The sequence below is a fragment of the Pseudomonas sp. BF-R-30 genome (assembly GCF_019956175.1).
Taxonomy (GTDB): domain Bacteria; phylum Pseudomonadota; class Gammaproteobacteria; order Pseudomonadales; family Pseudomonadaceae; genus Aquipseudomonas; species Aquipseudomonas jessenii.
Window position 1 is genome coordinate 25,729 of sequence record NZ_JAHBDE010000020.1, and the last position, 26,229, is coordinate 51,957.

The window sequence follows — 26,229 nt, forward strand, 5'->3', positions numbered from 1 at the left end:
TCACAAGCGGGCCTGTGAACAAAACAGAAATGCCCCGTATCAATCGATACGGGGCATTTTTTTATGGGGTGATGCGGTGTCTTTTCTTCTGCGCTAACGTCGAAATACTGCCATGGCCCTTGTAGGAGCGAGCTTGCTCGCGAAGGTCGTGAACTATAGCGCGTGATTTCTGGATAAACGCGTTGCTCTCAGGGTCTTCGCGAGCAAGCTCGCTCCTACAGGGTTTATGTACACCGCAAACACATCACAAGGACCTGCATGTCGTTCATCCAAGCCAACCTGATCCACATTCTTGCCGCCGTCTGGTTTGTTATCTGCTGGGGCGGGTACACCCGCTATGCCACATGGAAAGACCGTGACACCGCGTGCCTGGCCAGTGTGCTGCACCTGTATCGTGAAGACTGGATGCGCCGCATGCTGCTGCGCGACAACCGCATCGCCGATGCCAGCGTGATCGGCAATCTGGAGCGCAATGCGTCGTTCTTCGCCTCCAGTACATTGATTATCCTGGCCGGTATTCTCACGGTATTGGGGGCTTCGGAACGGGCGGTATCCTTGCTGGCGGATATTCCGATGGTGCAACAGGCGTCCCAGGGCATGTCGGAAATCAAGTTGCTGTGCCTGGCGCTGGTGTTTGTCTATGCGTTCTTCACGTTCAGCTGGTGCATGCGCCAGTACAACTTTGCGGCGGTACTGGTAGGTTCGGCGCCGATGGTCGGTGAGCGCCATGTATCGGAGCAAGAGCGCAAAGCATTCGCTTCACGCGCCGCCCGCGTCATCTCCATGGCCGCCAACCAGTTCAACTTCGGGCTGCGTTCCTACTACTTCGGCATGACCATGCTGGCCTGGTTTGTCAGCCCGTGGCTGTTCATGTTGATGAGTGCCGGCGTCGTGTTTGTTTTGTACCGCCGCGAGTTTCATTCCGACGTTCTTGACGTGATGGTCTATACCCCTACAGAGGCGCCGTTGCCGGAGGCAATTAAAGAGGCAGCTTGATGAGTATTCCATTCTGGTGCGTGTTTATCAGTGCGGTGTTGATTTATCTGGCGCGAATGCCCGTGACCAGGGCCATGAAAGAGCAGGGTGGTTACGATAACCACCTGCCGCGCCAACAGCAGATGCAACTCACAGGTCTGGGAGCCCGGGCGCTGGCGGCGCATCAGAACAGTTTCGAAGCGTTCATATTGTTCGCGGTGGGTGTGTTGATGGCGCATACCACGCAGACGGCGGGCTGGCTGATCGATTGCCTGGCGATCATCTTCGTGATCACGCGGGTTATCTACCTGGTGTGCTACTGGAAGGACCTGGCTTGGCAACGCAGTCTGGTTTGGCTGGTGGGATTGATCTGTTCGCTGTTGCTGATGATTAGTCCGACTTTTCGAACGATTTTGCTCTAACCACTTTTATCAAGGCAAAAGAGAACCCGCACTTGGCGGGTTTTCTTTTGTCACGCTAAAAACCGTATTAGTTCTTAGGCGCTTCCGGGGCAGCTGGAGCAGTCGGAGCGGCTGGAGCAGCCTCTTTTACCGCTTCTGCGTTCGATTCAGCCTGATCTTTGGCGGCTTCGGCGTTTTCTTTCGCCGCGTCGTTCACTTTATCCTGAGCTTTGCTCATGTCTTGCTGAGCTTGCTCAGCATGTTTGGCAGCATCTTGAGCTTTGTCCTCGGATTTTTTATCGCAGGCCGCGAGACCGAGGGAAGCGGTCAACATCAAGGCAATAGCTAAAGTCTTACGCATGGGGTGTTTCTCCTGATGAAAAGCATCTACTGGCATTAAGAGCTCACGCATCAGGGTTAAGTTCCTTAATTTTTTCAGATATATAAGTTTGTTCTAGTGCGGAACTTTTACCCGGACCGCCACTGCACTGTACAGACATAAACAAGAGTTTTTATCAAATGACTGAAAACCCCGTTTTTGAGCGTGCGAAGCGCTTTCTGTCAGCGCTGCGACATTGCCAGGTACTTGGACTAAGCGTTCACAGCGCCAGCAACGAAGGGCTGACGATTGTGCTGCCGTACAGCCCGCAGATCGTCGGCAATCCCGAAACCGGCGTGATTCATGGCGGAGCGCTGACTTCGCTGATGGACACCGCCTGTGGCATGGCGACCCTTTGCGTGCTCCCGGAATTCGAAGTCTGCCCGACCCTGGACCTGCGCATCGACTACATGCACGCCGCCGAACCACATAAGGATGTCTACGGCTTTGCCCAGTGCTATCGGGTCACCACCGACGTGATTTTTGCCCGTGGCTTCGCCTATCAGGATGACCCCGGGCAACCCATTGCCCATGTGATGGGCACTTTCATGCGCATGGGAAAGAACATCAAAGGCACCAAGGGCTTTGGTGGCGCGGTTGCCGGAGGTGCGCAATGAGCGAGTCGCTGAAAGAGCAATTGCAAAAGGCCCATGAGCAGGGCGATTACGCCTCGTTGCTGGATTTGATTCCCTATGCCCGGCTGATCGGCGTCGAATGTTCCCGGGTGGGAGATGAGTTGCTGTTCAAGCTGCCAGCGAACCAGGACAACATCGGTAACCCCTTGTTGCCGGCGATTCATGGCGGTGTGATCGCCGGTTTCATGGAATTGGCCGCGGCGCTGCACCTGTTGGTGTTTACCGGAACGCCCGGGGTGCCGAAGATCATCGACTTCTCCCTGGATTACCTGCGAGCCGGGCAGTTTCGCGATACCTGGGCCCGATGCCAGGTTTGGCGCCAGGGTCGCCGGGTCGCCAATGTGGCGATTACCGCCTGGCAAAGCACCGAAGCCGAGCCCATTGCCACGGCCCGTGCACATTTCAAACTCGAAGAGCCCTTGAAATCCTGAACTCAGCCCCAAACTCTGAGGACAACCCGCCGTCGATCCTCAAGGTCGCGGCTTATGCCATCTGATTGGAGTTTGATGACCATGAGTGTGGAAACTCAAAAGGAAACCCTGGGCTTCCAGACCGAGGTGAAGCAGCTGCTGCATCTCATGATCCATTCGCTGTATTCCAACAAGGAAATTTTCCTTCGCGAATTGATCTCGAACGCCTCTGACGCTGTCGACAAGTTACGTTTCGAAGCCCTGGCCAAGCCAGAGCTGCTGGAAGGTGGCGCCGAACTGAAAATCCGTGTGAGCTTCGACAAGGACGCTAAAACCGTCACCCTCGAAGACAACGGTATTGGCATGAGCCGCGAAGACGCGATCACCCACCTGGGTACCATCGCCAAGTCCGGCACCGCCGATTTCATGAAGCACCTGACCGGCGACCAGAAGAAAGACTCGCACCTGATCGGCCAGTTCGGTGTCGGTTTCTACTCCGCCTTCATCGTCGCCGACAAAGTTGATGTGTTCAGCCGTCGCGCCGGCAGCCCGGCCAGCGAAGGCGTGCATTGGTCGTCCAAAGGCGAAGGCGATTTCGAAGTCGCAACCGTCGACAAGGCCGAGCGCGGCACTCGCATCGTCCTGCACCTGAAGTCCGGTGAAGACGAGTTCGCCGATGGCTGGCGTCTGCGCAACATCATCAAGAAGTACTCCGACCACATCGCTTTGCCGATCGAGCTGCCGAAAGAAGTGGCCGCTGCCGAAGGTGAAGAGCAGCCGGCCGTTGAGTGGGAAACCGTCAACCGCGCCAGCGCCCTGTGGACCCGTCCGCGTACCGAGATCAAGGACGAGGAATACCAGGAGTTCTACAAGCACATCGCTCACGATTTCGAAAATCCGCTGAGCTGGAGCCACAACAAGGTCGAAGGCAAGCTCGAATACAGCTCATTGCTGTACGTGCCGACCCGTGCGCCGTTCGACCTGTACCAGCGTGAGGCGCCGAAAGGCCTGAAGCTGTACGTGCAGCGCGTGTTCGTCATGGATCAGGCCGAGTCCTTCCTGCCGCTGTACCTGCGCTTCATCAAGGGCGTGGTCGATTCCAACGACCTGTCGCTGAACGTGTCGCGGGAAATCCTGCAGAAAGATCCGATCATCGACTCGATGAAGTCGGCGCTGACCAAGCGCGTCCTGGACATGCTGGAAAAACTGGCGAAGAACGAGCCTGAGCAATACAAGGGCTTCTGGAAGAACTTCGGCCAGGTCATGAAAGAGGGCCCGGCAGAAGATTTCGCCAACAAGGAGAAAATCGCCGGCCTGCTGCGTTTCGCATCGACCCATGGCGACGATGGCGAGCAGGTTGTTGGTCTGGCCGAGTACCTGGCGCGCGCCAAGGAAGGTCAGGACAAGATCTACTACCTGACCGGCGAAACCTACGCCCAGGTCAAGAACAGCCCGCACCTGGAAGTCTTCCGCAAGAAAGGCATCGAAGTGCTGCTGTTGACCGATCGTATCGACGAGTGGCTGATGAGCTACCTCAGCGATTTCGACGGCAAGAGCTTTGTCGACGTGGCGCGCGGTGACCTGGACCTGGGCAACCTGGACTCGGAAGAGGACAAGAAGGCCGCGGAAGAAGTCGCCAAGGCCAAAGAAGGTCTGGTCGAGCGTCTGAAAACCGCATTGGGCGAGTCCGTTGCTGAAGTGCGGGTTTCCCATCGCCTGACCGACTCCCCGGCAATCCTGGCCATCGGCGAGCAGGACTTGGGCTTGCAGATGCGCCAGATCCTGGAAGCCAGCGGTCAGAAGGTTCCGGATTCGAAGCCGATCTTCGAATTCAACCCGGCTCACCCGCTGATCGAGAAGCTCGACAACGAGCAGAGCGACGAGCGCTTCGGCGACCTGTCGCACATCCTCTTCGATCAGGCGGCCCTGGCGGCCGGCGACAGCTTGAAAGACCCGGCGGCCTATGTACGCCGTCTGAACAAGCTGTTGGTCGAGCTATCGGCCTGACGGTGTTGTAGAAAAACCCGCTTCGGCGGGTTTTTTCATTTCGGTGCTAAAACATCAGGAGTCAGAAATGAGCCAAATCACTGTACGTTCCGTTGCCTATCAGATTGACGGCCAGGCTTACGAAAGCCGTCTGGCCTTCGATGCCGACCATAAAGGCCCGCGCCCGGGTTTGTTGATGGCGCCGAACTGGATGGGCGTCGGCGCCGGTGCCGAGGAGATCGCCAAGTCGGTAGCTGCCAAGGGTTATGTGGTGTTGATTGCAGACCTTTACGGCCAATCGGTTCGACCGACGAACAATGACGAGGCCGGCGCGGCCATGATGCCGTTGAAGAATGATCGCCCATTGCTGCGCAAGCGCATGCAGGTGGCGTTCGAACAGCTGCAAAGCCAGGGTGAAGTGGCTGTCGATACTTCGAAACTGGCCACTTTCGGTTTCTGCTTCGGCGGTTGCTGCGCCCTGGAGTTTGCCCGTACCGGCGCGCCGGTGAAGGTCGCGGTGTCGTTCCACGGCACGCTGGACACACCGAATCCGGCCGATGCGAAAAACATCAAGGGTAAGGTCCTGGTGCTGCATGGCGCATCCGATCCATTGGTGCCGAAGGAGCAGTTGCCGGCGTTCGAAGACGAAATGAACGCGGCGGGTGTGGACTGGCAGTTGCTGAGCTACGGCGGTGCGTTCCACTCGTTCACCGACCCGCACGCCAATGTGCCGGGCATGATGATGTATGACGCCAAGGTGGCCGCCCGGGCGTTCACGTCGATGCACAATCTGCTGGATGAAGTGTTCAAGGGCTGATCTGTTGCCTGACACCGACTTTGTCAGAGCCTGAACCGGCCTCTTCGCGAGCAAGCCCGCTCCCACATTTAACCGCGTTCCAATGTGGGAGCGGGCTTGCTCGCGAAGGCGGTTCCACAGGTAACTAAAATCTCAGGGCAGTTCGATCCTCTCAACTTCCCCCGGCACCGTCGGCCAATCCCCGGCCGCCCAACGCCGGCGCGCTTCATCAATCGCCGCCGGATCGCTCGCGACAAAATTCCAGTTGATCCGCCGTGGCCCGTCCAGCGGAGCACCGCCGAACAACACGGCGTGACTGTCGCTTTCGGCAAACAGTGTCATCTCTTCCCCCGCAGGCAGTACCACCAGCGAGTACGGCTCTATTGGCTCGCCATCGAGTTGCACTTCGCCACTCAACACATACAGCGCACGTTCTTCATGCTCCGTGGGAATCAGCAATGTCGTCGCCGTTTGCAGGTGCAGTTCCGCGTACAGCGTAGGAGAAAGCACTGGCACTGGCGATTCCAGGCAAAAGCCTGACCCGGCAATCATGCGAATCTTCACCCCCAGGTTTTCGCTGACCGGCAATGTGGACGCTGGATGGTGGCTGTAATGCCCCGGACCCTGTTCTTTATCCTTGGGTGATGCCAGCCAGATCTGCAAGCCGTGCATCGTGAAGCCGCTTTCCTTCAGAGCCTCGGGCGTGCGTTCGACGTGGGCGATGGCGCTGCCGGCCGTCATCCAGCTGACGTCGCCAGTCCCGACCACTTGATCGGAACCAAGGCTGTCCTTGTGCTGGATCTGCCCCTGGAACAAGTAGGTGAGGGTGGACAGGCCAATGTGTGGATGCTGGCGGATGTTCATGCCTTTGCCCGGTGGATAACGGGTTTCCAGCATGTGGTCGAAAAACACGAATGGCCCGACGCTGCGGCACTTGGCCGATGGCAGCGGGCGGAGAATCGGCTGGCCCTCGACATCTTCGGTGCGGGGGCGGATCACGAGCGGAGTGTTCATGGTGCGTTCCAGGCTGAGCGGGTAATGCGTTCGAGCATAACCCGCTTGGGCAACCCTTGCCGCTATTGGCTGAACGTGCCTTCGGACAAATGCGTTTCGATGCTGACTTCAGAGGTGGTCATCAGCTTGTGGATCGGGCAGCGATCGGCGACGCGGTGCAGTTCATCGCGCTGGGCGTCGGTGAGTACGCCCTTGAGGGTCAGCTTGACGTGCAGCGCGTACTGGCCTTTCTGTTCCAGGCTGTTGTCGCGCTTGACCTCGACGCCGACACCGGTCAGCGGGATGTCTTTCTTCCTGGCATACAGCTTCAGGGTCAGGGCTTTGCAGGCACCCAGCGCGGCATCGAAATAATCGTGTGGCTCCGGCGCCGAGCCCTCTCCGCCAGCCGTGACGGGCGCGTCGGCGAAGAGTTCGTGGTCATCGATCTGGACGCTGTGGCGCAAACCTTCGGCAGAAACGGTATTGACGGTAACAGTCATGGCAAACCTCGCAGGCGACAGGAAAACTCATTCGATCAAAAAGGACCTTGAAGGTGTAGAGCCATCGCGTTTGTCGGGTGTTCCAATCTGTAGGAGCGAGCTTGCTTGCGATGATCTCACTGGCACTGCGTGTATCCGCCAGGGCGAGTCATCGTTAAAGTCCATCGCGAGCAAGCTCGCTCCTACAGGTCTCGATCCGGATCAGCTGCCTTTGACTGGCTTGCCGTTGACCGTGCCGTCCAGGAGCATGATGTTGTATTCCTTGCCGTCGGTTTCGACCTGTTGCAGGCGGACCAGCAGGTAGTCCCAATCCTTGGCGAACCACAGCACGGTGATGCGCTTGCTTTGCGTCGGATCGCGTACGCGCTCGACCTTGATCGCATCGATCTGGCCAGCCTTGGTGTCGACTTTTTCCGAGCCCAGCACACGGAAGTCATAGGTATCGACTTCGCCATCATCGACAACCTGATAGCTCATGCTCTTTTTGCCGGCAGCCACGTCATGTTGCAGCGCCAGTTGATAGGTGGATTTGTCGACCATGCCGCGGTTCAGCGGAATATCGACCGCGTCACCACGATCGGTGCCGGTGACCTTTTTCGCGGCCCAGTCGAAATCCAGGTCGGCTTTCTTGGCTTTGCCCAAACCGCCACGCTCGAAGTGGTAGGACTGGGGCAGCAAGGTGTCCTTGTCCACGGTCAGGGTGCTTTCTTCGGACAGGCTGGCGATCATCATCGAAGCCTTGAAGCTGAGCTTCCAGACGCCGTTGGCTTCCTTGGTCAGGCTGCGCTCGGCAGTGCCACTCATGGGCAGCTGTTTCCAGTCGGCGGTGTAGCTGGCGGAGAAAGGTTGAAGGTCTGCCGCCTGGGCGAAGGGCAAGGCGAGCAGAGCGCAAGCGAAGAGCAGGGCGCGACGCATAAAATCTCCTAGTTTCGAATCAAGTGGCCGCTGGCCGCGAGTAACTGTCCATCCAGTAAAGCACCTTGCTCGCCGAGGGCTAGACGACCTTCGGCAAACCAGCGTACGGCCATCGGGTAGATCAGGTGTTCCTGAACATGGACCCGCTGCGCCAGACTCTGCGGCGAATCCTGTAACTCTACCGGTATTACAGCTTGTACGACCAGTGGTCCGCCATCGAGTTCCTCGGTGACGAAGTGCACGGAGCAGCCGTGCTCGGTGTCGCCAGCCTCCAGCGCGCGCTCATGGGTGTGTAACCCTTTGTATTTGGGTAGCAGCGAGGGATGGATATTGAGCAGGCGACCCTGATAGTGGCGTACGAAACCAGCGCTGAGAATGCGCATGAATCCGGCGAGTACCACGAGTTTGGGATTGAAGGCGTCGATCAGTTCGATCAGCGCGGCGTCGAAGGCCTCGCGACCTTCGAAAGCCTTGTGATCCAGGGCGCGGGTGTCGATACCCGCGTCCCTGGCGCGTTGCAGGCCGTAGGCGTCGGCGCGGTTGGAAATCACCGCAGCGATGCGGACCGGGCTGTCGCCGGTCCGCGTGCTGTCGATCAGGGCCTGCAAGTTACTGCCGGTGCCGGACAACAGCACCACGACATCACAGGTCTTAGGCATCAGTGAGCCTTGAGGTTCTTCAGTTCAACCTGAGCTGCGCCTTCGGCAGCGGTGGAGATCTGGCCGATGACCCAAGGCTGCTCGCCAGCTTCGCGCAGAACGTTCAGGGCGGCTTCAACGTGCTCCTGAGCCACGCAGATGACCATGCCCACGCCGCAGTTCAGCACGCGGTGCATTTCGTTCTCGTCAACGTTGCCTTTCTCTTGCAGCCAGTCGAACACTGCCGGGCGGTTCCAGCTTGCCACGTCAACCACGGCTTGAGCGCCTTTTGGCAGAACGCGCGGGATGTTGTCCAGCAGACCGCCGCCAGTGATGTGGGCCATGGCTTTGACAGCGCCGGTTTCCTTGATCAGCTTGAGCAGCGGCTTCACGTAGATACGGGTCGGGGCCATCAGCAGGTCGGTCAGCGGCTTGCCGTCGAGCTGGATGTTCTCGATGTCGGCGCCGGATACTTCGATGATCTTGCGGATCAGCGAGTAGCCGTTGGAGTGCGGGCCGGAAGACGGCAGGGCGAGCAGGGCATCGCCGGCAGCAACCTTGGAACCGTCGATGATTTCGGATTTTTCCACGACGCCGACGCAGAAACCGGCCAGGTCGTAGTCTTCACCTTCGTACATGCCCGGCATTTCAGCGGTTTCGCCGCCAACCAGCGAGCAGCCCGACAGTTCGCAGCCAGCGCCGATGCCGGTCACAACCTGGGCAGCGGTGTCGACGTTCAGTTTGCCGGTTGCATAGTAGTCGAGGAAGAACAGCGGCTCGGCACCGCACACCACCAGGTCGTTGACGCACATGGCAACCAGGTCGATGCCGATGCTGTCGTGCTTGTTCAGATTCAGTGCCAGGCGCAGCTTGGTGCCGACGCCGTCAGTACCGGAAACCAGCACAGGCTGCTTGTAGCCGGCCGGGATTTCGCAGAGGGCGCCGAAACCGCCCAGGCCGCCCATGACTTCCGGGCGCGCAGTGCGCTTGGCGACGCTCTTGATGCGTTCGACCAATGCTTCACCGGCGTCGATGTCTACACCGGCGTCCTTGTAGCTCAGGGAGGGTTGCTTGCTCATGATCCAGGCCTTTAGGGGGGGATTTCTGGGTAACGACCGAGTCCATCGGGACCGCCGAAACAGGCGAAGGCGAGGGCCATGCACGAATTTCAGGGTGCCCGGCTGTTGCCGGTCTGCGAAGGCGCGCGATTTTATCAGGCTTGAGCCGCAGCGGCCATCCTCAGGCCGACAGCAGGGCCATATCCGTTCAAAAAAACCGTTAATGCGCGGTGTCGGTGGCATCCTGCATGGCTGTATAAGGTATCGCATTAACCGTCTATCGTTATGACAGTGCGAAAACTTACCCGGAACGTGTGAATGTTTTGCGTCGGGCAACGGTCACAGTCTTGCTCGATCGTCTTCATGCGGTCTGTTCCAGCCGCTCTTGTCGTCAGGAATCCTCCATGCGTTTCTGTAAATTCTTGCTTGTGAGTTGTTTGTCAGTGGTCAGCCTGGTCAGTCAAGCCGAAACCGTCAAAGGCCTTTACCTGGTGCGCGAGCCGGTGAATGGCCAGTCGCCCGAGGAGCGCGACCAGGCGACTCAGCGTGCGTTGGACACATTGGTACTGCGCCTGACCGGCGACCCCAAAGCCGCTCAAAGTCCGGGGTTGGCAGCGATTCGCAAAGACCCGCAACAGATCATCAGCCAATACGGCTTTGAGGCCGGGCCCCCGGAAGTCCTGAAGGTCGATTTCGATCCGGGTACCACCGAGCAGGCCTTGCGCCGCGCCGGCCTGGCCATGTGGGGGGCCAATCGGCCGTCGATCCTCGGCTGGTGGTTGAATGATTCCACCGAGGGTTCGAGCCTGGTGGGCGACGGCCAGGCCAGCGCGGCGCCACTGCGTCGGGCTGCCCAGCATCGGGGCTTGCCATTGCGCTTGCCATTGGCGGACCTGAACGAACAGATCGTCGCAACCGCGCCGAACCTGGAGGGCGCAGATCCCGCACCTTTGCATGCGGCATCGGAACGCTACAATGCCGACGCCCTGCTTGCGGTACACGCCAGGGAAGAGGGCGGGCAATGGCAAGCCAAGTGGCAATTGTGGCTGGGGGATAAAAAAGAGGCCGGCAGTGTGCAGGGCGCCGATCAGGCCGCCGTGGCCGATGCGGTAATGCTGGCGGTCAACGAGCGCCTGGCGCCGCGGTTTGTCGCCAGGCCGGGTGCTTCGAGCGAGCAATTGCTGGAAGTGCAAGGCATGAATCTTGAGCGCTACGCGTCGCTCGGACGATTGCTGGAACCGTTTGGCGGGCGTGTGCGCAGTGTCGACGGTGACCGGATTCTTTATCGGGTCAATGGCAGCGTCGATCAGTTGCGTGCGCAACTGTCGCTGGCCAGACTGCAGGAGGCGCCGGTGGGTCAGGCCACGGCCCCGGCCCCGGTCGCGCCCGTTCAGCCAGCCACCGGCAGCCCGGTGCCAGCCGCCGCACCGGCCCCGATCCCGCAGCTACGTTTTCGCTGGTAGTTTTTCTTTCTTTATATAGAAGCAATGGAGTGGTTCATGGCCGATACGCGGCGTTGGTTCTGGCTCGGCGGGGTGGTCCTGCTGTGTGTGTTTGTCTGGTTGTTGCATCCGATCCTGACGCCGTTCCTGGTGGCGCTGCTGTTGGCCTACCTGTTCGACCCGCTGGTGGATCGGCTGGAGAAGGCAGGCCTGTCCAGAACCTGGGGTGTCGTGGCGGTGTTTACCCTGTTTACATTGATCTTCACCGCGCTGCTGTTGGTGTTGGTGCCCTTGCTCGCCAGGCAGTTGTTTCGTTTGTATGAGCTGGCCCCGCAAATGCTCGACTGGCTGCAGCACACGGCGTTGCCCTGGGCGCAATCGAAGTTCGGCCTGTCGGACGGTTTCTGGAAGTTCGACAAGCTCAAGGCCGCCATCAGCGAGCATATGAGTCAGACCACTGATGTTGTCGGTGTGGTGTTGAGCCATGCCACGGCCTCGGGGCTGGCGTTGATCGGCTGGCTGGCGAACCTGGTGTTGATTCCGGTGGTGAGCTTCTACCTGTTGCGGGATTGGGACCTGATGATGGCCAAGGTCCGCAGCCTGCTGCCCCGTGATCGTGAAGCGCGCGCGGTGTCGCTGGCGGGTGAATGCCATGAAGTGCTCGGAGCGTTCGTGCGCGGACAGCTGCTGGTGATGGTGGCCTTGGGTGTGATCTACGCAGCAGGCCTGATGCTGGTCGGGTTGGAACTGGGTCTGCTGATTGGCCTGATTGCCGGTCTGGCGGCGATCGTGCCGTACATGGGGTTTATCATCGGCATTGGCGCGGCGCTGCTTGCGGGGCTGTTCCAGTTCGGTGGTGATCTTTATCCAATGCTCGGCATTGTCGCGGTGTTCATGGTCGGCCAGGCGCTGGAGGGTATGGTGCTGACGCCGTTGCTGGTCGGTGACCGGATTGGTCTGCACCCGGTGGCGGTGATTTTCTCGATCCTGGCCGGTGGTGAGCTGTTTGGCTTTACCGGCGTGTTGCTGGCATTGCCGGTCGCCGCGGTGATCATGGTGCTGGTGCGCCATGTGCATGATTTGTATAAGGATTCTGAAATCTACGGGAGGGCCGACGAGCCGCAGCTGTAAGGGCCGTCGATAGCCGATGGCGGGCTGCCCGGGTTCGTGCCGGATCAGCCTGCCGGCGTCGCCCGACTGTCACATGCACCGCCAAAGAATCTGTCACAAAACCAATGCATTAACGCAAACCTTTGATTTTGCTTGTGGTCTGTCGCATTGTGCGGTCCGCTTCACGGGTATAAACTTCGCAAACTTTACACAGAGGCCACTAACGGTTCCTTTGGAACTGTTCAGTCAGCATGAAACCGATTCAGCTGCCCCTAGGTGTGCGTCTGCGTGACGACGCCACCTTTATCAACTACTACCCAGGCGCCAATGCCGCTGCACTCGGCTATGTCGAGCGGCTGTGCGAAGCCGACGCCGGCTGGACCGAAAGCCTGATTTACCTTTGGGGCAAGGACGGGGTAGGGCGTACGCACCTGTTGCAGGCCGCCTGCCTGCGCTTCGAGCAATTGGGCGAGCCGGCGGTGTATCTGCCGTTGGCCGAGCTGCTCGATCGCGGCATTGAAATCCTCGACAACCTCGAACAGTACGAGCTGGTCTGCCTGGATGATTTGCAGGTGGTTGCCGGACGAGCGGATTGGGAAGAGGCGCTGTTTCATCTGTTCAATCGCTTGCGCGACAGCGGTCGGCGCTTGCTGATTGCCGCGTCGACATCCCCTCGGGAGCTGCCGGTGAAGCTGGCGGATCTCAAATCCCGCCTGACCCTGGCCTTGATCTTCCAGATGCGTCCGCTGTCCGATGAGGACAAACTGCGTGCCCTGCAATTGCGCGCATCCCGTCGCGGTCTGCATCTGACCGATGAAGTCGGGCATTTCATTCTGACTCGCGGTACCCGCAGCATGAGTGCGCTGTTCGAGTTGCTCGAGCGCCTCGACCAGGCCTCCCTCCAGGCTCAGCGCAAGCTGACAATCCCGTTTTTGAAAGAAACCCTCGGCTGGTAAACCCGCTGAAACCGGGGCGTTTAGCCGTTTCGGCATATTTCAGGCGCCAGAAATCCCGCTTTCCTGCAAGGTTGCAGGCCGCGTGTGTGTTTAAAATGGGCTTAAGCGCTTAGATGTAAACGAGAAACGGATAAGTCACAAAAAGATCGATTGAATTTGCAAATGAGGTTGATAGCGGGCATAGTCTCGGCTTCTTTACAACTTTCAGCCACGGTCGTGCCCATGCTAAATCGCTTCGCACCCCTCGTGCCTCTCGCACTCGTTACCCTGTTGTTCGGTTGCGCTGCCCACACTCCAGTGGCCCAGCAGGCTCCGCAACAGCAGGTTCAAAACTCGGCTACCGCCCAGTCTTCCGCTCTCTTCCAGGAAGAACTGGCTACCGAAAAAGAACTCGCAGACTTCGCTGGCGGCAAGTCCTACCAGCTTCCGGTCCTGGCTGACAGCATCCTCGAACGTGGCATGTCCCTGATCGGTACCCGCTACCGTTTCGGCGGTACTTCTGAAGCCGGCTTCGATTGCAGTGGTTTCATCGGTTACCTGTTCCGCGAAGAAGCGGGCATGAACCTGCCACGCTCCACCCGCGAAATGATCAACGTGGACGCTCCGCTGGTCTCGCGCAGCAAGCTTGAACCGGGCGACCTGCTGTTCTTCGCAACCAACGGTCGTCGTGGTCGCGTCAGTCACGCCGGGATCTACCTGGGTGACAACCAGTTCATCCACTCCAGCAGCCGCCGCAGCGGCGGTGTGCGCATCGATAGCCTGGGCGACAGCTACTGGAGCAAGACCTTCATCGAAGCCAAGCGCGCCCTGGCAATGGCACCTAACGCGTCGCCAATCGTCACTGCACGCAAATAAGCGGACAATTAGTAAGGCGAACTTAAAGTCTTACTTGAAGTTTGTCGTGTAGCCGCTAGAATCTTGATCTACAAATGATGGCAAACCGCCTGCGTCCCACGCAGGCGGTTTTCTTTTCTGCGCTCCCCGCAGAAAAAGCCGCAGCCAGATCAGGATGTTCTGCTTATGACGACGTCGGCCCGCCTCGCAATCATGTTCTTCGCAGCGCTGCTCAGTGCCTGCGCCAGCCGCACACCGCCTCCTGCGCCGGTGGTTCGCGCTCCCATCGTATTTGGTTCCTCACAGGCTTTTTCACCCGAAGCGGAAGACGTGCTGTTTCGCGCGCTCGGTCTGGTGGGCACGCCTTATCGCTGGGGTGGCAATACACCGGATTCCGGATTTGATTGCAGCGGCCTGATCGCTTATGTGTACCGCGATGTCGCCGGTATTGCCTTGCCGCGTACCACGCGCGAGATGATCTCCATGCAAGCGGCGAATGTGGGCAAGGACGGCTTGCAGACCGGCGACCTGCTTTTCTTTGCCACCAATGGCGGTTCCCAGGTCAGTCATGCTGGCATCTATGTGGGAGAGGGGCGTTTCGTCCATGCGCCGGCCACCGGCGGCACCGTGAAGCTCGACAGCCTGTCCAAGGCCTATTGGCAAAAGGCTTACCTGAGCGCCAAGCGTGTTCTGCAGCCTGAACATTTGGCGCGCAATCCGTAACCTCCGGAGCTGGTGGTCATGACTGCTCGCACGCTCAATCTCGACGACGCCCTGTACCAATACCTGCTCGATGTTTCCCTGCGCGAAACGCCTCTGCTCAAGCGCTTGCGCGATGAGACCCAGGCGCTGCCGATGGCACGCTGGCAGGTGGCGCCTGAGCAGGGGCAGTTTCTTGCTTTGCTGGTGAAACTGACGGGGGCCAGGCGTTTGCTCGAAGTCGGCACCTTTACCGGTTACAGCGCACTGTGCATGGCGGCGGCATTGCCCGCTGAGGGTTCGCTGATTTGCTGTGATATCCCCGGTGACTACAACGCCACGGCCCTGCGTTACTGGCAGGAAGCCGGGCTGGCCGGACGCATCGATCTGCGCCTGGCGCCTGCGCTGGAAACCCTCGGCAAGCTGGACCAGCCAGGCCAGTTCGATCTGATTTTCATCGATGCCGACAAGGCCAACTACCCGGCTTATCTGGAGCACGCCCTGCGATTGCTGCGGGTCGGCGGGCTGGCGGTGTTCGATAACACGCTATGGAGCGGGCGCGTGCTCGAGATCAGTCCCGAGAGCGCGGACACCCGGGCGATCCAGGCGCTCAACCGGGCGTTGAAGGACGATGCGCGGGTGGATCTGTCGTTGTTGCCGTTGGGTGATGGGCTCACACTCTGTCGCAAACGCTAGACCCCTGAACCCTGTGGGAGCGGGCTTGCTCGCGAATGCGCAATGTCAGACGCCACATCTGTTGACTGATACACCGCCTTCGCGAGCAAGCCCGCTCCCACAGGGGAATATGTTGGCAGTTGGAATTTATTTTGCTGCCGACACCCGCCACACCTTGTTCCCCACATCATCGGCCACCAACAGGTCACCCTGTCGGTCGATCACCACGCCCACCGGGCGACCCATGGCTTCTTCCTTGCCATTGAGAAACCCGCTGAGCACATCAACCGGATTCCCGACCGGCTTGCCGGCGCGGAAGGGCACGAAAATCACTTTGTAGCCGCTGTGCGGCTTGCGGTTCCAGGAGCCGTGCTGCCCGATGAATGCCCCTTGGGTGAAGGGCGGCGGCAGTTTGCTGTTTTCAGCGAAGGTCAGGCCCAGTGATGCCGTGTGCGGGCCGACGGCGTAGTCCGGGGCGATAGCCTTGGCCACCAGGTCCGGGTTTTGCGGCTCGACGCGAATATCGACATGCTGGCCGAAGTAACTGTACGGCCAGCCATAGAATGCGCCGTCTTTCACCGAGGTGATGTAGTCGGGTACCAGGTCGCTGCCGATTTCATCCCGTTCGTTGACCGCGGTCCACAGCGCGCCACTGTGCGGTTCCCAGGCCATGCCATTGGGGTTGCGCAGGCCGGACGCGAAGATCCGCTGCTGGCCGGTGGCGCGATCCACTTCCCAGATCGCCGCGCGACCTTCTTCCTTGTCCATGCCGTGTTCCGCAACGTTGCTGTTGGAACCCACGGTGACGTACAGCTTGCTGCCGTCCTTGCTGGCGACGACGTTTTTGGTCCAGTGGTGATTCAGCAGGCCGCCCGGCAGGTCGACCACTTTTGCCGGCGCTGACTTGATCTGCGTATCGCCACTTTCATAGTGAAAGCGCAGCAGCCGATCAGTGTCGGCCACATACAGGTCATTGCCGACCAGGGTCATGCCGAAGGGCGAGTTGAGGTTTTGCAGAAACACCGTGCGGGTTTCCGCGACCCCATCGTGGTCCTTGTCGCGCAGCAAAGTGATGCGGTTGGCGCTGGGCACCCTGGCTCCGGCACGCCCCATGAATTTCTTCATGATCCAGCCGCGAATGCCTTTGCCGTCTTCGGGTTTGGGGGGTGCATTGGTTTCCGCGACCAGCACATCGCCATTGGGCAGTACATAAAGCCAGCGCGGGTGATCCAGGTCTTCGGCAAAAGCGGCCACTTGAGTGCCATTGGCGGCGATGGGCTTCGCACCCTTCGGCCAGCCGATGGCCGGGGCGATGTTCACGGTCGGGATCAGGGTTTTGTCGGGTTCTGGCAGTTGAGGAGAAGGACCGGTGCCGTCGGAGACTTGCAGGCGGGCGGTCCCGCCACAAGCGGCGAGCCCTCCGCAGAACGCGATAACGAGAACGAGCGGGGGCGTGCGCATACGGGGCTTCCCTATGAGTGCCTTGTTCTAATCATAGAGGCGCGTTGTCGTCCGATGGTTCAACCCTTAGCCACGTGCCTCCTTGAACAGCACTGCTATGCCGGGGTGATAGTTGCCGGCTTCGTTGCGCAACTTGCGGTAGGCATAAGGGAAATACCAGGCGACAGCGCAGCTGTGTTCCTTTTGCAGGTCGTCGACCATGTCCTGGAGCTCTTCCGGTGTGGCGCCCTGCTGGGCTTTTTGCGGGGCGACGAACAGGCAGCCGAGTTTCAGGTCGCTGGCGTGGCTCAGGCGCTTGGCATCGCTGGCGATGTCGAGCAGGGCCTGGGTCAGATTGAGGCCGTTGACCCGTGGCCAGCGCTGGCTGGTCTGGATGTAGGCGCGGGTTTCGGGCGAGGCCAGGAGCAGGTCGGCGCGGCTGTTGCGTTCGCCTTCTTCGGTCTGCTTGCGGGTGGGCGTCTGTTGCAGTGTGACCATCTCGGCCATCCAGGCGGCGGCAGACAGCAGTCCGAGATTGGCCTTCTCGTCGTGCCAGTACGGTGTGTCGCCATCACCGCGGACGGCGTTGTAACGGTCGATGCATTCGAACCAGCGTTCGAGCACCGGGCGCAGGAATTCCAGCTTTGGATTGCTGATGATCATGCCTTGCATGGGCTCACCCTTGTTGTTGTGTTGTGAGGTTGTGGCTCTTTGATATCACTGCTGGGAGCGTGGCACAAGATTGACGTCAGTTTATTGATTGATGGCAGTTATTCGGTCGATGGCCTCCCGGCTTTAATTGACGCTCCACCCCCAACCCTCTAACCTTCGCGGCTTGTTTCAGGTGCTCTGTGGCTTGGGTCGACAGAGTGAAACAGGGAAGCCGGTGAGTGAGTCCTTCTGTTGGTTGAAGGCCCGCAATTCCGGCGCTGCCCCCGCAACGGTAAATGAGTGAAAACTGTGTGTGATGCCACTGTGTCGATTTGATGCGGGAAGGCGCACGGTCTGGCCCCGCGGCCACTCATGAGCCCGGAGACCGGCCTGATTCATCCAGCGGCATCACGGTGGGCGATGCCAGGCTTGTTGCCTTCTATTCTTGTGCCTGCCCGCCGTTATTCCTGCCTCAACGGAGAGCTCCCCCATGACTGATACCCCCGATCGTGACGAACGCCACCTGGCGCGCATGCAGCGCAAAAAAGCCGTGATCGACGAGCGCATCGCCAATTCCCCAAACGAGTGTGGCCTGCTGCTGGTGCTGACCGGCAACGGCAAGGGCAAGAGCAGTTCGGCCTTCGGCATGCTTGCCCGCGCCATGGGGCACGGCATGCAATGCGGCGTGGTGCAGTTCATCAAGGGCCGCAACAGTACGGGGGAGGAGTTGTTCTTCCGGCGCTTTCCCGAGCAGGTGCGTTTTCATGTGATGGGCGAAGGCTTTACCTGGGAAACCCAGGACCGCCAGCGCGACATCGCCGCCGCCGAAGCGGCCTGGGCGGTGTCGCAGCAACTGCTGCGCGATCCGTCCATCGGTCTGGTGGTGCTCGATGAGCTGAACATCGCCCTCAAGCACGGCTACCTCGATCTCGATCAGGTGCTCAGCGACTTGCAGGCCCGACCGCCGATGCAACACGTGGTGGTCACCGGTCGTGCCGCCAAGCCGGAGATGATCGAGATGGCTGACACCGTCACCGAAATGGGCGTGATCAAGCACGCCTTCCAAGCCGGGATCAAAGCGCAGAAAGGCGTCGAATTGTGAGTCAGCCTCGGCACTGTCCGGCGGTACTGATTGCCGCGCCGGCCTCTGGCCAGGGCAAGACTACCGTCACCGCGGCACTGGCCCGATTGCATCGCAATCAGGGGCGCAAGGTCCGAGTGTTCAAGTGCGGGCCCGACTTTCTCGATCCGATGATCCTCGAGCGCGCCAGCGGTGCGCCGGTGTATCAGTTGGACATGTGGATGGTCGGCGAGCAGGAGAGTCGCCGGTTGCTGTGGGAAGCCGCCGCTGAAGCCGACTTGATCCTGATCGAAGGCGTCATGGGGTTGTTCGACGGTACGCCGTCGAGCGCCGATCTGGCGCGGCATTTCGGTGTGCCGGTGCTGGGGGTGATCGATGGCACCGCCATGGCCCAGACCTTTGGCGCATTGGCCCTGGGGCTGGCGCGTTATCAGCCGGACTTGCCATTCGCCGGCGTGCTGGCCAATCGTGTCGGCACGCTGCGCCATGCGCAACTGCTCGAAGGTAGCCTGACTGAGGGTTTGCGCTGGTACGGCGCGCTGTCCCGGGAAACCGGGATCGAACTGCCGAGTCGGCACCTGGGGCTGGTGCAGGCCAGTGAGTTGAACGATCTCGACCTGCGCCTCGACGCGGCAGCCGATGCCCTGGCCAGCAGTTGCGAGGTCGCGCTGCCACCGGCAGTCGAATTCGCCGCACCTGATGTCATCGTGGCCGAACCACTGCTGGCCGGTGTACGCATTGCCGTCGCCCGCGATGAAGCCTTTGCGTTCACCTACGGCGCGAGCCTGGATCTGCTGCGGGCGATGGGCGCCGAGTTGTCATTCTTCTCGCCGATCCGCGACCGTGCGTTGCCGCAGGCGGACAGCCTGTATCTGCCGGGCGGCTACCCGGAGCTGCACCACGTTGCACTGGCGCAAAACACCGCGATGCTCGATGCGATCCGCGCCCACCACCGGGCAGGCAAACCGTTGCTCGCCGAGTGTGGCGGCATGCTGTATCTGCTCGACTCCCTGACCGATGTCGAAGGCACTCGCGCCGAACTGGTTGGCTTGCTGGCCGGTGATGCGGTCATGCAAAAGCGACTGGCAGCGCTGGCTTTGCAAGCGGTGGAACTGCCGGAAGGCTCGCTGCGCGGGCACACCTATCACCATTCGCTGACCACCACTGAACTGGCGCCGATTGCCCGTGGCTTGAGCCCTAACGGCGGGCGTGGAGCGGAGGCGGTCTACCGTGAGGGGCGGATGACTGCCTCTTACGTGCACTTTTATTTTCCGTCGAACCCCTCGGCGATTGCCGCGCTGTTTGCGCCTGACCTTGAAGCCGCCTTCGCGAGCAAGCCCGCTCCCACAGGGGATTGCGTTTCAAATGTGGGAGCGGGCTTGCTCGCGAAGCGGCCATGAGCGACAACGCATTCTCCGAAGCCGAGCGCACGGCGGTGTACCGCGCCATTGCCGAGCGCCGCGACATGCGCCACTTCAGCGGCGGCGCCGTCGAGCCCGAATTGCTCCGTCGTCTGCTCGAAGCCGCGCATCAGGCCCCCAGTGTCGGCCTGATGCAGCCCTGGCGCTTCATTCGCATCAGCGATCGCGCCTTGCGCGGGCAAATCCAGGCCCTGGTAGAAGAAGAGCGCATTCGCACCGCCGAAGCCCTTGGCGAGCGCAGCGATGAGTTCATGAAGCTCAAGGTGGAAGGCATCAACGATTGCGCCGAGGTGCTGGTCGCCGCACTGATGGACGACCGCGAGCAGCATATCTTCGGCCGCCGCACGCTGCCGGAAATGGACATGGCTTCGTTGTCCTGCGCGATCCAGAACCTGTGGCTGGCGTCCCGTGCCGAAGGGCTGGGCATGGGGTGGGTGTCGCTGTTCGAACCACAGGCACTGGCGGACCTGTTGAGGTTGCCGCCGGGTGCCAAGCCATTGGCCGTGCTGTGCCTGGGGCCGGTCAAAGAGTTCTACCCGGCGCCGATGCTGGTGCTCGAAGGCTGGGCGCAGGCGCGTCCGCTACATGAATTGCTGTATGAAAATTATTGGGGAGTGAGTCAATGAGTGTGGCGTTGTTGAGTGTCGCCGCGGTTGCGCTGGATGCGCTGCTGGGTGAACCCAAACGCTGGCATCCGCTGGTGGCGTTCGGCCGTTTTGCCGAGCGCATCGAGCAACGTTTCAACGGCGGCGGTCGCGGCTGGCGCAGCCATGGCGTCACCGCGTGGGTGATTGCCGTGTTGCCACTGACGCTGCTGGCCACGGCATTCTCCTGGGCGCCTTATGTCGGCTGGATCGTCGAGATTCTCGCGCTCTATTGCGCCCTCGGCATGCGCAGCCTCGGTGAGCACGTCACGCCTGTGGCCAAGGCCCTGCGCAGTAATGACCTGGAAGCGGCGCGCACCCGGGTGGGCTATCTGGTCAGTCGCCAGACCAGCGAACTGGATGAAACCGAAGTCGCCCGTGCCGCTACCGAGTCGGTGCTGGAAAACGGCAGCGATGCGGTGTTCGCGGCGTTGTTCTGGTTTGCCGTGGCGGGCGCGCCGGGCGTGGTGCTCTACCGCCTGAGCAATACGCTGGATGCGATGTGGGGTTATCGCAATGAGCGCTTCGAACGGTTCGGCTGGGCGGCGGCGAAGGTCGACGATGTGCTCAATTACATTCCTGCGCGCCTGGTGGCACTGACATACGCGCTGCTGGGCAAAACCCGGCTGGCATTGAAATGCTGGCGCACCCAGGCCCCGACCTGGGATAGCCCGAACGCCGGCCCGGTGATGGCGGCAGGGGCGGGTGCCCTTGGTGTCGAATTGGGTGGGGCGGCGATTTATCACGGCGAACTGCATCAGCGTCCGCAGTTGGGCGAAGGTGTGCCGGCGGATGCCGACTCGATTGACCGGGGCTGGCAATTGGTCCAGCGCGGGGTATGGTTATGGCTGCTGATTCTCTGCCTGGGGGCCGAATTTTATGCTTGAGCACGGTGGGCGACTGCGCAAGGCGGCGCTCGAATACGGCATAGATGAAGCCGACTGGCTGGACCTGTCCACCGGCCTTGCGCCCTGGCCGTTTCCGGTGCCGGATATTCCGCTGCGGGCCTGGGCCCGTTTGCCGGAGACGGACGACGGTCTGGAGCAGGCCGCCTGTGATTACTACGGCACCTTGCAGGCATTGCCGGTGGCCGGCTCGCAAATGGCGATTCAACTGCTGCCGCGATTGCGTCGGGCGGGCAAAGTCGGCGTACTGTCGCCGTGTTATGCCGAGCACGCCGAAGCGTGGCGTCGCAACGGCTACATCGTGCGTGAAGTGCTGGAGCAGGAAGTCGACTTCTTTATCGACAGTTTCGACGTGCTGGTGGTAGTCAATCCGAATAACCCCACGGGCCTGAGCCTCACCCCCAGTCGGCTGCTCGACTGGCACACGCGACTGGCGCAGCGCGGTGGCTGGCTGGTGGTGGACGAAGCGTTCATGGATAACACGCCGCAACTGAGTCTGGCGCCGTTTGCCCATCAAGTCGGATTGATCGTCTTGCGTTCCTTCGGCAAGTTTTTCGGCCTGGCCGGTGTGCGCCTGGGGTTTGTGCTGGCCGAGCGCAAGCTGCTCAAGTTGCTGGCAGAACAAGTGGGGCCGTGGGCTGTGAGCGGGGCAACCCGGGTAGTGGGCCAGGCCTGTCTGCGCGATACCGAGGGACAAACGCGGCAACGGGTGCGCACCGAAGAGGCCAGCGAGCGCCTTGCGTCGTTGCTCGAACAGCACGGCTTCGAGCCCCAGGGCGGTTGTGCGCTGTTCCAGTGGCTGATCACCGAGCGCGCCGAAGAGCTGCATGAATTCATGGCCCGGCGCGGCATTCTCCTGCGGTTGTTCACGCACAACAGCAGCCTGCGATTCGGCTTGCCCGGTGACGAAATCGCCTGGGTACGACTGGCGCTGGCGTTCGACGATTTCGCCAAGGAAAACCAATGACCACGCTGATGGTGCAGGGCACCACATCGGATGCCGGTAAGAGCACGCTGGTAACCGCGTTGTGCCGCTGGGTCACGCGTCAGGGCGTCAGGGTGGTGCCGTTCAAGCCACAGAACATGGCCCTCAACAGTGCGGTGACCGCCGACGGTGGCGAGATCGGCCGCGCCCAGGCGGTACAGGCCCAGGCCGCGCACCTCGAACCGCACACCGACATGAACCCGGTGTTGCTCAAGCCCAACAGTGACACCGGTGCCCAGGTGATCATCCATGGCCGCGCTGTCACGACCATGAATGCGGTCGCCTATCACGACTACAAAACCATCGCCATGCAAGCGGTGCTGGCCTCCCACGAGCGCTTGAGCGCGGCGTATCCGCTGGTGATGGTCGAGGGTGCGGGCTCGCCGGCGGAAATCAATCTGCGGGCCGGGGACATCGCCAACATGGGCTTCGCCGAAGCGGTGGATTGCCCGGTGCTGCTGATCGCCGATATCAATCGCGGCGGGGTTTTTGCCCATCTGGTAGGCACCCTCGAACTGCTGTCGCCGAGTGAGCAGGCGCGGGTCAAAGGCTTCATCATCAATCGTTTCCGTGGCGATATCGCGTTGCTGCAACCCGGTCTCGACTGGCTTGAAGAGCGCACCGGCAAACCGGTGATCGGCGTGCTGCCATACGTGATGGATCTGCACCTGGAGGCCGAGGACGGCATCGATCAACGCCAGACCGATAAAGCCGAACAGGTGCTCAAGGTGGTGGTGCCGGTGCTGCCGCGCATCAGCAATCACACCGATTTCGATCCGCTGCGCCTGCATCCGCAAGTGGACCTGCAATTCATCGGCCCCGGCCAGGCGATTCCGCCCGCCGACCTGATCATCCTTCCCGGCTCGAAAAGTGTGCGCAGCGACCTCGCGTACCTGCGGGCCAACGGCTGGGACACCGCCATCGCCCGGCATCTGCGTTACGGCGGGAAACTGCTGGGGATCTGTGGCGGCCTGCAGATGCTCGGTGAGCAGGTACATGACCCGCTGGGCCTCGAAGGTGCGCCGGGTTCCAGTGCCGGTTTGGGGCTGCTGGCGTTCCAGACCCAGCTCGAACAGGAGAAGCAATTGCGCAATGTGCGTGGTCGCCTGGCGCTGGAAGATGCGCCGGTGGCGGGTTATGAAATTCATGCCGGCGTGACCACCGGACCGGCCCTGGAACATGCCGCCGTGCATCTGGATGACGGCCGCGGTGATGGTGCGCAAAGTGCCGACGGGCAGATTTTCGGCACCTACCTGCACGGGCTGTTCGAATCGCCGGCGGCGTGCAGTGCACTGCTGCGCTGGGCCGGGTTGCAGGATGTGCAGGCCGTGGATTACCACGCCTTGCGCGAGCGTGATATCGAGCGGCTGGCTGATCTGGTGGAGAAGCATCTGGATACCGGGCTGTTGCGGCAGCTCTGTGGATTTTGAGTTGAAAGCTCTGGCCTCTTCGCGAGCAAGCCCGCTCCCACAGTTGACCGCGTTCTAATGTGGGAGCGGGCTTGCTCGCGAAGACTGAAGTGGCCACACCGCCCATTTGAAAGGATGTAACCATGCTCCAACTGATCCTCGGCGGCGCCCGTTCCGGCAAGAGTCGCCTGGCTGAAAAACTCGCCATCGACAGCGCCCTGGCCGTGACCTACATCGCCACCAGCCAGCCACTGGACGGAGAAATGAGCGAGCGGGTGGCCCATCACCGCGCCCGTCGTCCTGCCGAATGGGCCTTGATCGAAGAACCGGTGGAACTGGCCCGGGTGCTGCGTGAGTCCGCCGGTGTCGACCGCTGCCTGCTGGTGGATTGCCTGACCCTGTGGCTGACCAATCTGCTGATGCTCGACGATACCGAGCGCTTGCACGCCGAGCGTGATGCCTTGCTGGACTGCCTGGCGTCGCTGCCGGGTGAAATCATTTTTGTCAGCAACGAGACCGGCATGGGTGTCGTGCCGCTGGGCGAATTGACTCGCCGCTATGTCGATGAAGCCGGTTGGCTGCATCAAGCTCTGGCTGAGCGTTGTCAGCGTGTCGTCCTGACCGTCGCCGGCCTGCCCCTGACTCTGAAAGGAACTGCGTAATGACTCAATCCTGGTGGCTGAACCCGTGCAAGCCGGTCGATACCCAAGCGGTCGAACAGGCCCAGGCGCGGCAACAGCAACTGACCAAGCCGGCCGGCTCCCTCGGTCAGCTGGAAGCGGTGGCGGTGCAGCTGGCGGGATTGCAGGGGCGGGTCAAGCCAAGCCTGGAGCAGGTGTGGATCGCGATTTTTGCCGGCGACCATGGCGTCGTCGCCGAGGGCGTGTCGGCGTTTCCCCAGGAAGTCACCGGGCAGATGCTGCTCAACTTCGTCAGCGGTGGCGCGGCGATCAGCGTGCTGGCGCGGCAACTGGGCGCTTCCCTTGAGGTGGTGGATCTTGGCACGGTGACGCCGTCGCTGAACCTGCCGGGCGTGTGTCATCTGAATGTCGGCCCGGGAACGGCGAATTTTGTACAGGGACCGGCCATGACCCAGGCCCAGGGGCAACTCGCCTTGCAGGCCGGTCGTGACAGCGTGCAGCGGGCAATTGCCACCGGTGCGCAGTTGTTTATCGGTGGCGAAATGGGCATCGGTAACACCACCGCTGCCAGTGCATTGGCGTGTGCGCTACTCGATTGTCCGGTGGTGCATCTGACCGGTCCTGGCACCGGGCTCAATGCCGAAGGTGTCAGCCACAAGGCCCAGGTCATCGAGCGCGCCCTGGCATTGCATGGCGCGCAGCGTGGCGATGCCTTGCAGACCCTGTTCAACCTCGGCGGCTTTGAGATCGCCGCGCTGGTCGGTGCCTATCTTGCGTGTGCCCAGGCAGGTGTCGCGGTGCTGGTGGACGGCTTCATTTGCAGCGTCGCGGCACTGGTTGCGGTGCGCTTGAATCCAGAGTGTCGTCAGTGGCTGTTGTTCGGTCATCGCGGCGCCGAGCCGGGGCATCGTCATGTACTGGAAACCCTGGATGCACAACCCTTGCTCGATCTCGGCCTGCGGCTTGGCGAAGGCAGTGGTGCGGCGTTGGCTGTGCCGCTGCTGCGCCTGGCTTGCGACCTGCACGGGCAGATGGCGACCTTTGCCGAAGCCGCCGTGGCAGATCGTCCGGCATGACCTTGCGCGTGGATCTGTTGCGTCACGGTGAAACCGAACTTGGCGGCGGCTTGCGCGGCAGCATCGATGATGCGTTGACCGACACGGGCTGGGCGCAGATGCGCGTCGCCGTGGTCGGGCAAGGTCCGTGGGACCGGCTGGTCAGTTCGCCGTTGCAGCGTTGTGCGCTGTTTGCCGAGGAACTCGCTGCGCAACTGGGTATTCCGGTGCAACTGGACAAAGACCTGCAGGAGTTGCATTTCGGCGCTTGGGAAGGACAGAGCGCGGCGGCGTTGATGGAAACCGACGCGCAGGCCCTGGGTTTGTTCTGGGCCGATCCCTATTCGTTCACGCCGCCTCAGGGTGAGCCGGTTGCAGACTTTTCGGCACGGGTGCTGGCAGCGCTGGAGCGTTTGCACGCGACCTGTGCCGGTGAGCGCATTCTGCTGATCAGCCATGGCGGTGTGATGCGTCTGTTGCTGGCACAGGCGCGCGGGCTGCCACGGGAGCAACTGCTCAACGTTGAGGTCGGGCATGGCGCGCTGTTTTCGCTGACGGTGGAGCCTGCGGGCTCGTTGAAGGAAGTGCTCTGACC

General features: G+C 61.0%; 29 protein-coding genes and 1 riboswitch. Of the genes, 21 read left to right on the plus strand and 8 right to left on the minus strand.

Translation table 11 applies throughout. The features are described 5' to 3' along the window. Positions 1–258 precede the first annotated feature (258 nt). Together KGB20_RS12140 and KGB20_RS12145 are read left to right on the plus strand one after the other, a co-directional pair. Positions 259–996 (plus strand): DUF599 domain-containing protein, encoded by a 738-nt coding sequence (locus KGB20_RS12140; RefSeq protein WP_223532354.1) that lies wholly within the window; start codon positions 259–261, stop codon positions 994–996. Then, on the plus strand, positions 996–1,397 hold the full coding sequence (locus KGB20_RS12145; RefSeq protein ID WP_150814888.1) for an MAPEG family protein: 402 nt from the start codon (positions 996–998) through the stop codon (positions 1,395–1,397). The genes KGB20_RS12140 and KGB20_RS12145 overlap by 1 nt, the downstream gene beginning before the upstream one ends. A gap of 67 nt (positions 1,398–1,464) precedes the next feature. Here KGB20_RS12145 and KGB20_RS12150 read toward each other — a convergent pair whose 3' ends face one another. Continuing rightward, positions 1,465–1,737 carry a hypothetical protein gene (locus KGB20_RS12150; RefSeq protein ID WP_150814887.1) on the minus strand — a complete coding sequence of 91 codons (273 nt, stop codon included), beginning with the start codon at positions 1,735–1,737 and terminating at the stop codon, positions 1,465–1,467. 158 nt (positions 1,738–1,895) lie between these two features. Here KGB20_RS12150 and KGB20_RS12155 point away from each other — a divergent pair, with 158 nt between their 5' ends. From KGB20_RS12155 to KGB20_RS12170, 4 genes are all read left to right on the plus strand, one after another. Continuing rightward, complete coding sequence (locus tag KGB20_RS12155) at positions 1,896–2,372, plus strand: PaaI family thioesterase (RefSeq protein WP_057715822.1); 477 nt, start codon at positions 1,896–1,898, stop codon at positions 2,370–2,372. Next, a complete protein-coding gene (locus tag KGB20_RS12160) occupies positions 2,369–2,821 on the plus strand; it encodes a PaaI family thioesterase (RefSeq protein ID WP_090453899.1) in 453 nt (150 codons plus the stop codon). The genes KGB20_RS12155 and KGB20_RS12160 overlap by 4 nt, the downstream gene beginning before the upstream one ends. An 81-nt stretch (positions 2,822–2,902) precedes the next feature. Beyond that, entirely contained in the window at positions 2,903–4,807 is a 1,905-nt protein-coding gene (gene htpG, locus KGB20_RS12165; protein ID WP_057716650.1) for a molecular chaperone HtpG, read from the plus strand. Positions 4,808–4,874: 67 nt separating this feature from the next. Continuing rightward, entirely contained in the window at positions 4,875–5,603 is a 729-nt protein-coding gene (locus KGB20_RS12170; protein ID WP_154860742.1) for a dienelactone hydrolase family protein, read from the plus strand. 132 nt (positions 5,604–5,735) lie between these two features. Here KGB20_RS12170 and KGB20_RS12175 read toward each other — a convergent pair whose 3' ends face one another. The 5 genes from KGB20_RS12175 to purM all read right to left on the minus strand — a co-directional run bounded on the left by KGB20_RS12175 (position 5,736) and on the right by purM (position 9,707). Beyond that, complete coding sequence (locus KGB20_RS12175) at positions 5,736–6,596, minus strand: pirin family protein (RefSeq protein WP_057715819.1); 861 nt, start codon at positions 6,594–6,596, stop codon at positions 5,736–5,738. A 62-nt stretch (positions 6,597–6,658) separates the two neighbouring features. Next, positions 6,659–7,075 (minus strand): OsmC family protein, encoded by a 417-nt coding sequence (locus tag KGB20_RS12180; RefSeq protein WP_154860741.1) that lies wholly within the window; start codon positions 7,073–7,075, stop codon positions 6,659–6,661. A gap of 201 nt (positions 7,076–7,276) precedes the next feature. Continuing rightward, the gene (locus KGB20_RS12185) at positions 7,277–7,990 is read right to left on the minus strand and encodes a DUF3108 domain-containing protein (protein ID WP_057715817.1); all 714 of its coding nucleotides are present in this window, start codon (positions 7,988–7,990) and stop codon (positions 7,277–7,279) included. Between the two features lie 8 nt (positions 7,991–7,998). Beyond that, on the minus strand, positions 7,999–8,649 hold the full coding sequence (purN, locus tag KGB20_RS12190; protein WP_102671757.1) for a phosphoribosylglycinamide formyltransferase: 651 nt from the start codon (positions 8,647–8,649) through the stop codon (positions 7,999–8,001). Then, complete coding sequence (purM, locus tag KGB20_RS12195) at positions 8,649–9,707, minus strand: phosphoribosylformylglycinamidine cyclo-ligase (protein WP_090457782.1); 1,059 nt, start codon at positions 9,705–9,707, stop codon at positions 8,649–8,651. Before purM ends, purN begins: the two co-directional genes overlap by 1 nt. A gap of 383 nt (positions 9,708–10,090) precedes the next feature. Here purM and KGB20_RS12200 point away from each other — a divergent pair, with 383 nt between their 5' ends. The 6 genes from KGB20_RS12200 to KGB20_RS12225 all read left to right on the plus strand — a co-directional run bounded on the left by KGB20_RS12200 (position 10,091) and on the right by KGB20_RS12225 (position 15,423). Then, complete coding sequence (locus KGB20_RS12200; RefSeq protein ID WP_154860740.1) at positions 10,091–11,149, plus strand: DUF2066 domain-containing protein; 1,059 nt, start codon at positions 10,091–10,093, stop codon at positions 11,147–11,149. Positions 11,150–11,185: 36 nt separating this feature from the next. Next, entirely contained in the window at positions 11,186–12,259 is a 1,074-nt protein-coding gene (locus KGB20_RS12205; protein WP_150814156.1) for an AI-2E family transporter, read from the plus strand. A gap of 230 nt (positions 12,260–12,489) precedes the next feature. Further along, positions 12,490–13,194 carry a DnaA regulatory inactivator Hda gene (gene hda / locus KGB20_RS12210; RefSeq protein WP_007984552.1) on the plus strand — a complete coding sequence of 235 codons (705 nt, stop codon included), beginning with the start codon at positions 12,490–12,492 and terminating at the stop codon, positions 13,192–13,194. Between the two features lie 222 nt (positions 13,195–13,416). Continuing rightward, a complete protein-coding gene (locus KGB20_RS12215; protein WP_057715813.1) occupies positions 13,417–14,049 on the plus strand; it encodes a C40 family peptidase in 633 nt (210 codons plus the stop codon). 165 nt (positions 14,050–14,214) lie between these two features. After that, on the plus strand, positions 14,215–14,751 hold the full coding sequence (locus KGB20_RS12220; protein WP_057715812.1) for a C40 family peptidase: 537 nt from the start codon (positions 14,215–14,217) through the stop codon (positions 14,749–14,751). A gap of 18 nt (positions 14,752–14,769) precedes the next feature. Next, positions 14,770–15,423, plus strand: a complete 654-nt coding sequence (locus tag KGB20_RS12225; protein WP_154860739.1) for an O-methyltransferase — start codon at positions 14,770–14,772, stop codon at positions 15,421–15,423. A 126-nt stretch (positions 15,424–15,549) separates the two neighbouring features. Here KGB20_RS12225 and KGB20_RS12230 read toward each other — a convergent pair whose 3' ends face one another. Both KGB20_RS12230 and KGB20_RS12235 read right to left on the minus strand, forming a co-directional pair. After that, on the minus strand, positions 15,550–16,863 hold the full coding sequence (locus KGB20_RS12230; protein WP_154860738.1) for a PQQ-dependent sugar dehydrogenase: 1,314 nt from the start codon (positions 16,861–16,863) through the stop codon (positions 15,550–15,552). A gap of 66 nt (positions 16,864–16,929) precedes the next feature. Next, on the minus strand, positions 16,930–17,514 hold the full coding sequence (locus KGB20_RS12235; RefSeq protein ID WP_154860737.1) for a hypothetical protein: 585 nt from the start codon (positions 17,512–17,514) through the stop codon (positions 16,930–16,932). A 153-nt stretch (positions 17,515–17,667) separates the two neighbouring features. Then, positions 17,668–17,902, plus strand: a riboswitch (cobalamin riboswitch). A gap of 81 nt (positions 17,903–17,983) precedes the next feature. Here KGB20_RS12235 and cobO point away from each other — a divergent pair. From cobO to cobC, 9 genes are all read left to right on the plus strand, one after another. Next, positions 17,984–18,595 carry a cob(I)yrinic acid a,c-diamide adenosyltransferase gene (gene cobO / locus KGB20_RS12240; RefSeq protein WP_057715808.1) on the plus strand — a complete coding sequence of 204 codons (612 nt, stop codon included), beginning with the start codon at positions 17,984–17,986 and terminating at the stop codon, positions 18,593–18,595. Next, positions 18,592–19,974 (plus strand): cobyrinate a,c-diamide synthase, encoded by a 1,383-nt coding sequence (locus tag KGB20_RS12245; protein ID WP_154860736.1) that lies wholly within the window; start codon positions 18,592–18,594, stop codon positions 19,972–19,974. Before cobO ends, KGB20_RS12245 begins: the two co-directional genes overlap by 4 nt. Further along, a complete protein-coding gene (gene bluB / locus KGB20_RS12250; RefSeq protein WP_154860735.1) occupies positions 19,971–20,621 on the plus strand; it encodes a 5,6-dimethylbenzimidazole synthase in 651 nt (216 codons plus the stop codon). Before KGB20_RS12245 ends, bluB begins: the two co-directional genes overlap by 4 nt. Further along, positions 20,618–21,526 (plus strand): adenosylcobinamide-phosphate synthase CbiB, encoded by a 909-nt coding sequence (gene cbiB / locus KGB20_RS12255; RefSeq protein WP_154909977.1) that lies wholly within the window; start codon positions 20,618–20,620, stop codon positions 21,524–21,526. Before bluB ends, cbiB begins: the two co-directional genes overlap by 4 nt. Next, complete coding sequence (cobD, locus tag KGB20_RS12260) at positions 21,519–22,511, plus strand: threonine-phosphate decarboxylase CobD (RefSeq protein ID WP_057715804.1); 993 nt, start codon at positions 21,519–21,521, stop codon at positions 22,509–22,511. The genes cbiB and cobD overlap by 8 nt, the downstream gene beginning before the upstream one ends. Then, the gene (locus KGB20_RS12265; protein WP_154860733.1) at positions 22,508–23,959 is read left to right on the plus strand and encodes a cobyric acid synthase; all 1,452 of its coding nucleotides are present in this window, start codon (positions 22,508–22,510) and stop codon (positions 23,957–23,959) included. The genes cobD and KGB20_RS12265 overlap by 4 nt, the downstream gene beginning before the upstream one ends. 122 nt (positions 23,960–24,081) lie before the next feature. Next, positions 24,082–24,600: a bifunctional adenosylcobinamide kinase/adenosylcobinamide-phosphate guanylyltransferase gene (gene cobU / locus KGB20_RS12270; protein ID WP_154860732.1), complete on the plus strand. Its 519-nt coding sequence runs from the start codon at positions 24,082–24,084 to the stop codon at positions 24,598–24,600. Continuing rightward, complete coding sequence (gene cobT / locus KGB20_RS12275) at positions 24,600–25,655, plus strand: nicotinate-nucleotide--dimethylbenzimidazole phosphoribosyltransferase (RefSeq protein WP_154860731.1); 1,056 nt, start codon at positions 24,600–24,602, stop codon at positions 25,653–25,655. The genes cobU and cobT overlap by 1 nt, the downstream gene beginning before the upstream one ends. Next, a complete protein-coding gene (cobC, locus tag KGB20_RS12280) occupies positions 25,652–26,227 on the plus strand; it encodes an alpha-ribazole phosphatase family protein (RefSeq protein ID WP_154860730.1) in 576 nt (191 codons plus the stop codon). Before cobT ends, cobC begins: the two co-directional genes overlap by 4 nt. The last annotated feature ends 2 nt before the right edge of the window (positions 26,228–26,229 follow it).

Excerpts from the sequence above, each read along its gene's own strand:
- KGB20_RS12140 (WP_223532354.1), top strand. The coding sequence starts at position 259 with ATGTCGTTCATCCAAGCCAACCTGATCCACATTCTTGCCGCCGTCTGG.
- KGB20_RS12145 (WP_150814888.1), top strand. The coding sequence starts at position 996 with ATGAGTATTCCATTCTGGTGCGTGTTTATCAGTGCGGTGTTGATTTAT.
- KGB20_RS12150 (WP_150814887.1), bottom strand. The coding sequence starts at position 1,737 with ATGCGTAAGACTTTAGCTATTGCCTTGATGTTGACCGCTTCCCTCGGT.
- KGB20_RS12155 (WP_057715822.1), top strand. The coding sequence starts at position 1,896 with ATGACTGAAAACCCCGTTTTTGAGCGTGCGAAGCGCTTTCTGTCAGCG.
- KGB20_RS12160 (WP_090453899.1), top strand. The coding sequence starts at position 2,369 with ATGAGCGAGTCGCTGAAAGAGCAATTGCAAAAGGCCCATGAGCAGGGC.
- htpG (WP_057716650.1), top strand. The coding sequence starts at position 2,903 with ATGAGTGTGGAAACTCAAAAGGAAACCCTGGGCTTCCAGACCGAGGTG.
- KGB20_RS12170 (WP_154860742.1), top strand. The coding sequence starts at position 4,875 with ATGAGCCAAATCACTGTACGTTCCGTTGCCTATCAGATTGACGGCCAG.
- KGB20_RS12175 (WP_057715819.1), bottom strand. The coding sequence starts at position 6,596 with ATGAACACTCCGCTCGTGATCCGCCCCCGCACCGAAGATGTCGAGGGC.
- KGB20_RS12180 (WP_154860741.1), bottom strand. The coding sequence starts at position 7,075 with ATGACTGTTACCGTCAATACCGTTTCTGCCGAAGGTTTGCGCCACAGC.
- KGB20_RS12185 (WP_057715817.1), bottom strand. The coding sequence starts at position 7,990 with ATGCGTCGCGCCCTGCTCTTCGCTTGCGCTCTGCTCGCCTTGCCCTTC.
- purN (WP_102671757.1), bottom strand. The coding sequence starts at position 8,649 with ATGCCTAAGACCTGTGATGTCGTGGTGCTGTTGTCCGGCACCGGCAGT.
- purM (WP_090457782.1), bottom strand. The coding sequence starts at position 9,707 with ATGAGCAAGCAACCCTCCCTGAGCTACAAGGACGCCGGTGTAGACATC.
- KGB20_RS12200 (WP_154860740.1), top strand. The coding sequence starts at position 10,091 with ATGCGTTTCTGTAAATTCTTGCTTGTGAGTTGTTTGTCAGTGGTCAGC.
- KGB20_RS12205 (WP_150814156.1), top strand. The coding sequence starts at position 11,186 with ATGGCCGATACGCGGCGTTGGTTCTGGCTCGGCGGGGTGGTCCTGCTG.
- hda (WP_007984552.1), top strand. The coding sequence starts at position 12,490 with ATGAAACCGATTCAGCTGCCCCTAGGTGTGCGTCTGCGTGACGACGCC.
- KGB20_RS12215 (WP_057715813.1), top strand. The coding sequence starts at position 13,417 with ATGCTAAATCGCTTCGCACCCCTCGTGCCTCTCGCACTCGTTACCCTG.
- KGB20_RS12220 (WP_057715812.1), top strand. The coding sequence starts at position 14,215 with ATGACGACGTCGGCCCGCCTCGCAATCATGTTCTTCGCAGCGCTGCTC.
- KGB20_RS12225 (WP_154860739.1), top strand. The coding sequence starts at position 14,770 with ATGACTGCTCGCACGCTCAATCTCGACGACGCCCTGTACCAATACCTG.
- KGB20_RS12230 (WP_154860738.1), bottom strand. The coding sequence starts at position 16,863 with ATGCGCACGCCCCCGCTCGTTCTCGTTATCGCGTTCTGCGGAGGGCTC.
- KGB20_RS12235 (WP_154860737.1), bottom strand. The coding sequence starts at position 17,514 with ATGCAAGGCATGATCATCAGCAATCCAAAGCTGGAATTCCTGCGCCCG.
- cobO (WP_057715808.1), top strand. The coding sequence starts at position 17,984 with ATGACTGATACCCCCGATCGTGACGAACGCCACCTGGCGCGCATGCAG.
- bluB (WP_154860735.1), top strand. The coding sequence starts at position 19,971 with ATGAGCGACAACGCATTCTCCGAAGCCGAGCGCACGGCGGTGTACCGC.
- cbiB (WP_154909977.1), top strand. The coding sequence starts at position 20,618 with ATGAGTGTGGCGTTGTTGAGTGTCGCCGCGGTTGCGCTGGATGCGCTG.
- cobD (WP_057715804.1), top strand. The coding sequence starts at position 21,519 with ATGCTTGAGCACGGTGGGCGACTGCGCAAGGCGGCGCTCGAATACGGC.
- KGB20_RS12265 (WP_154860733.1), top strand. The coding sequence starts at position 22,508 with ATGACCACGCTGATGGTGCAGGGCACCACATCGGATGCCGGTAAGAGC.
- cobU (WP_154860732.1), top strand. The coding sequence starts at position 24,082 with ATGCTCCAACTGATCCTCGGCGGCGCCCGTTCCGGCAAGAGTCGCCTG.
- cobT (WP_154860731.1), top strand. The coding sequence starts at position 24,600 with ATGACTCAATCCTGGTGGCTGAACCCGTGCAAGCCGGTCGATACCCAA.
- cobC (WP_154860730.1), top strand. The coding sequence starts at position 25,652 with ATGACCTTGCGCGTGGATCTGTTGCGTCACGGTGAAACCGAACTTGGC.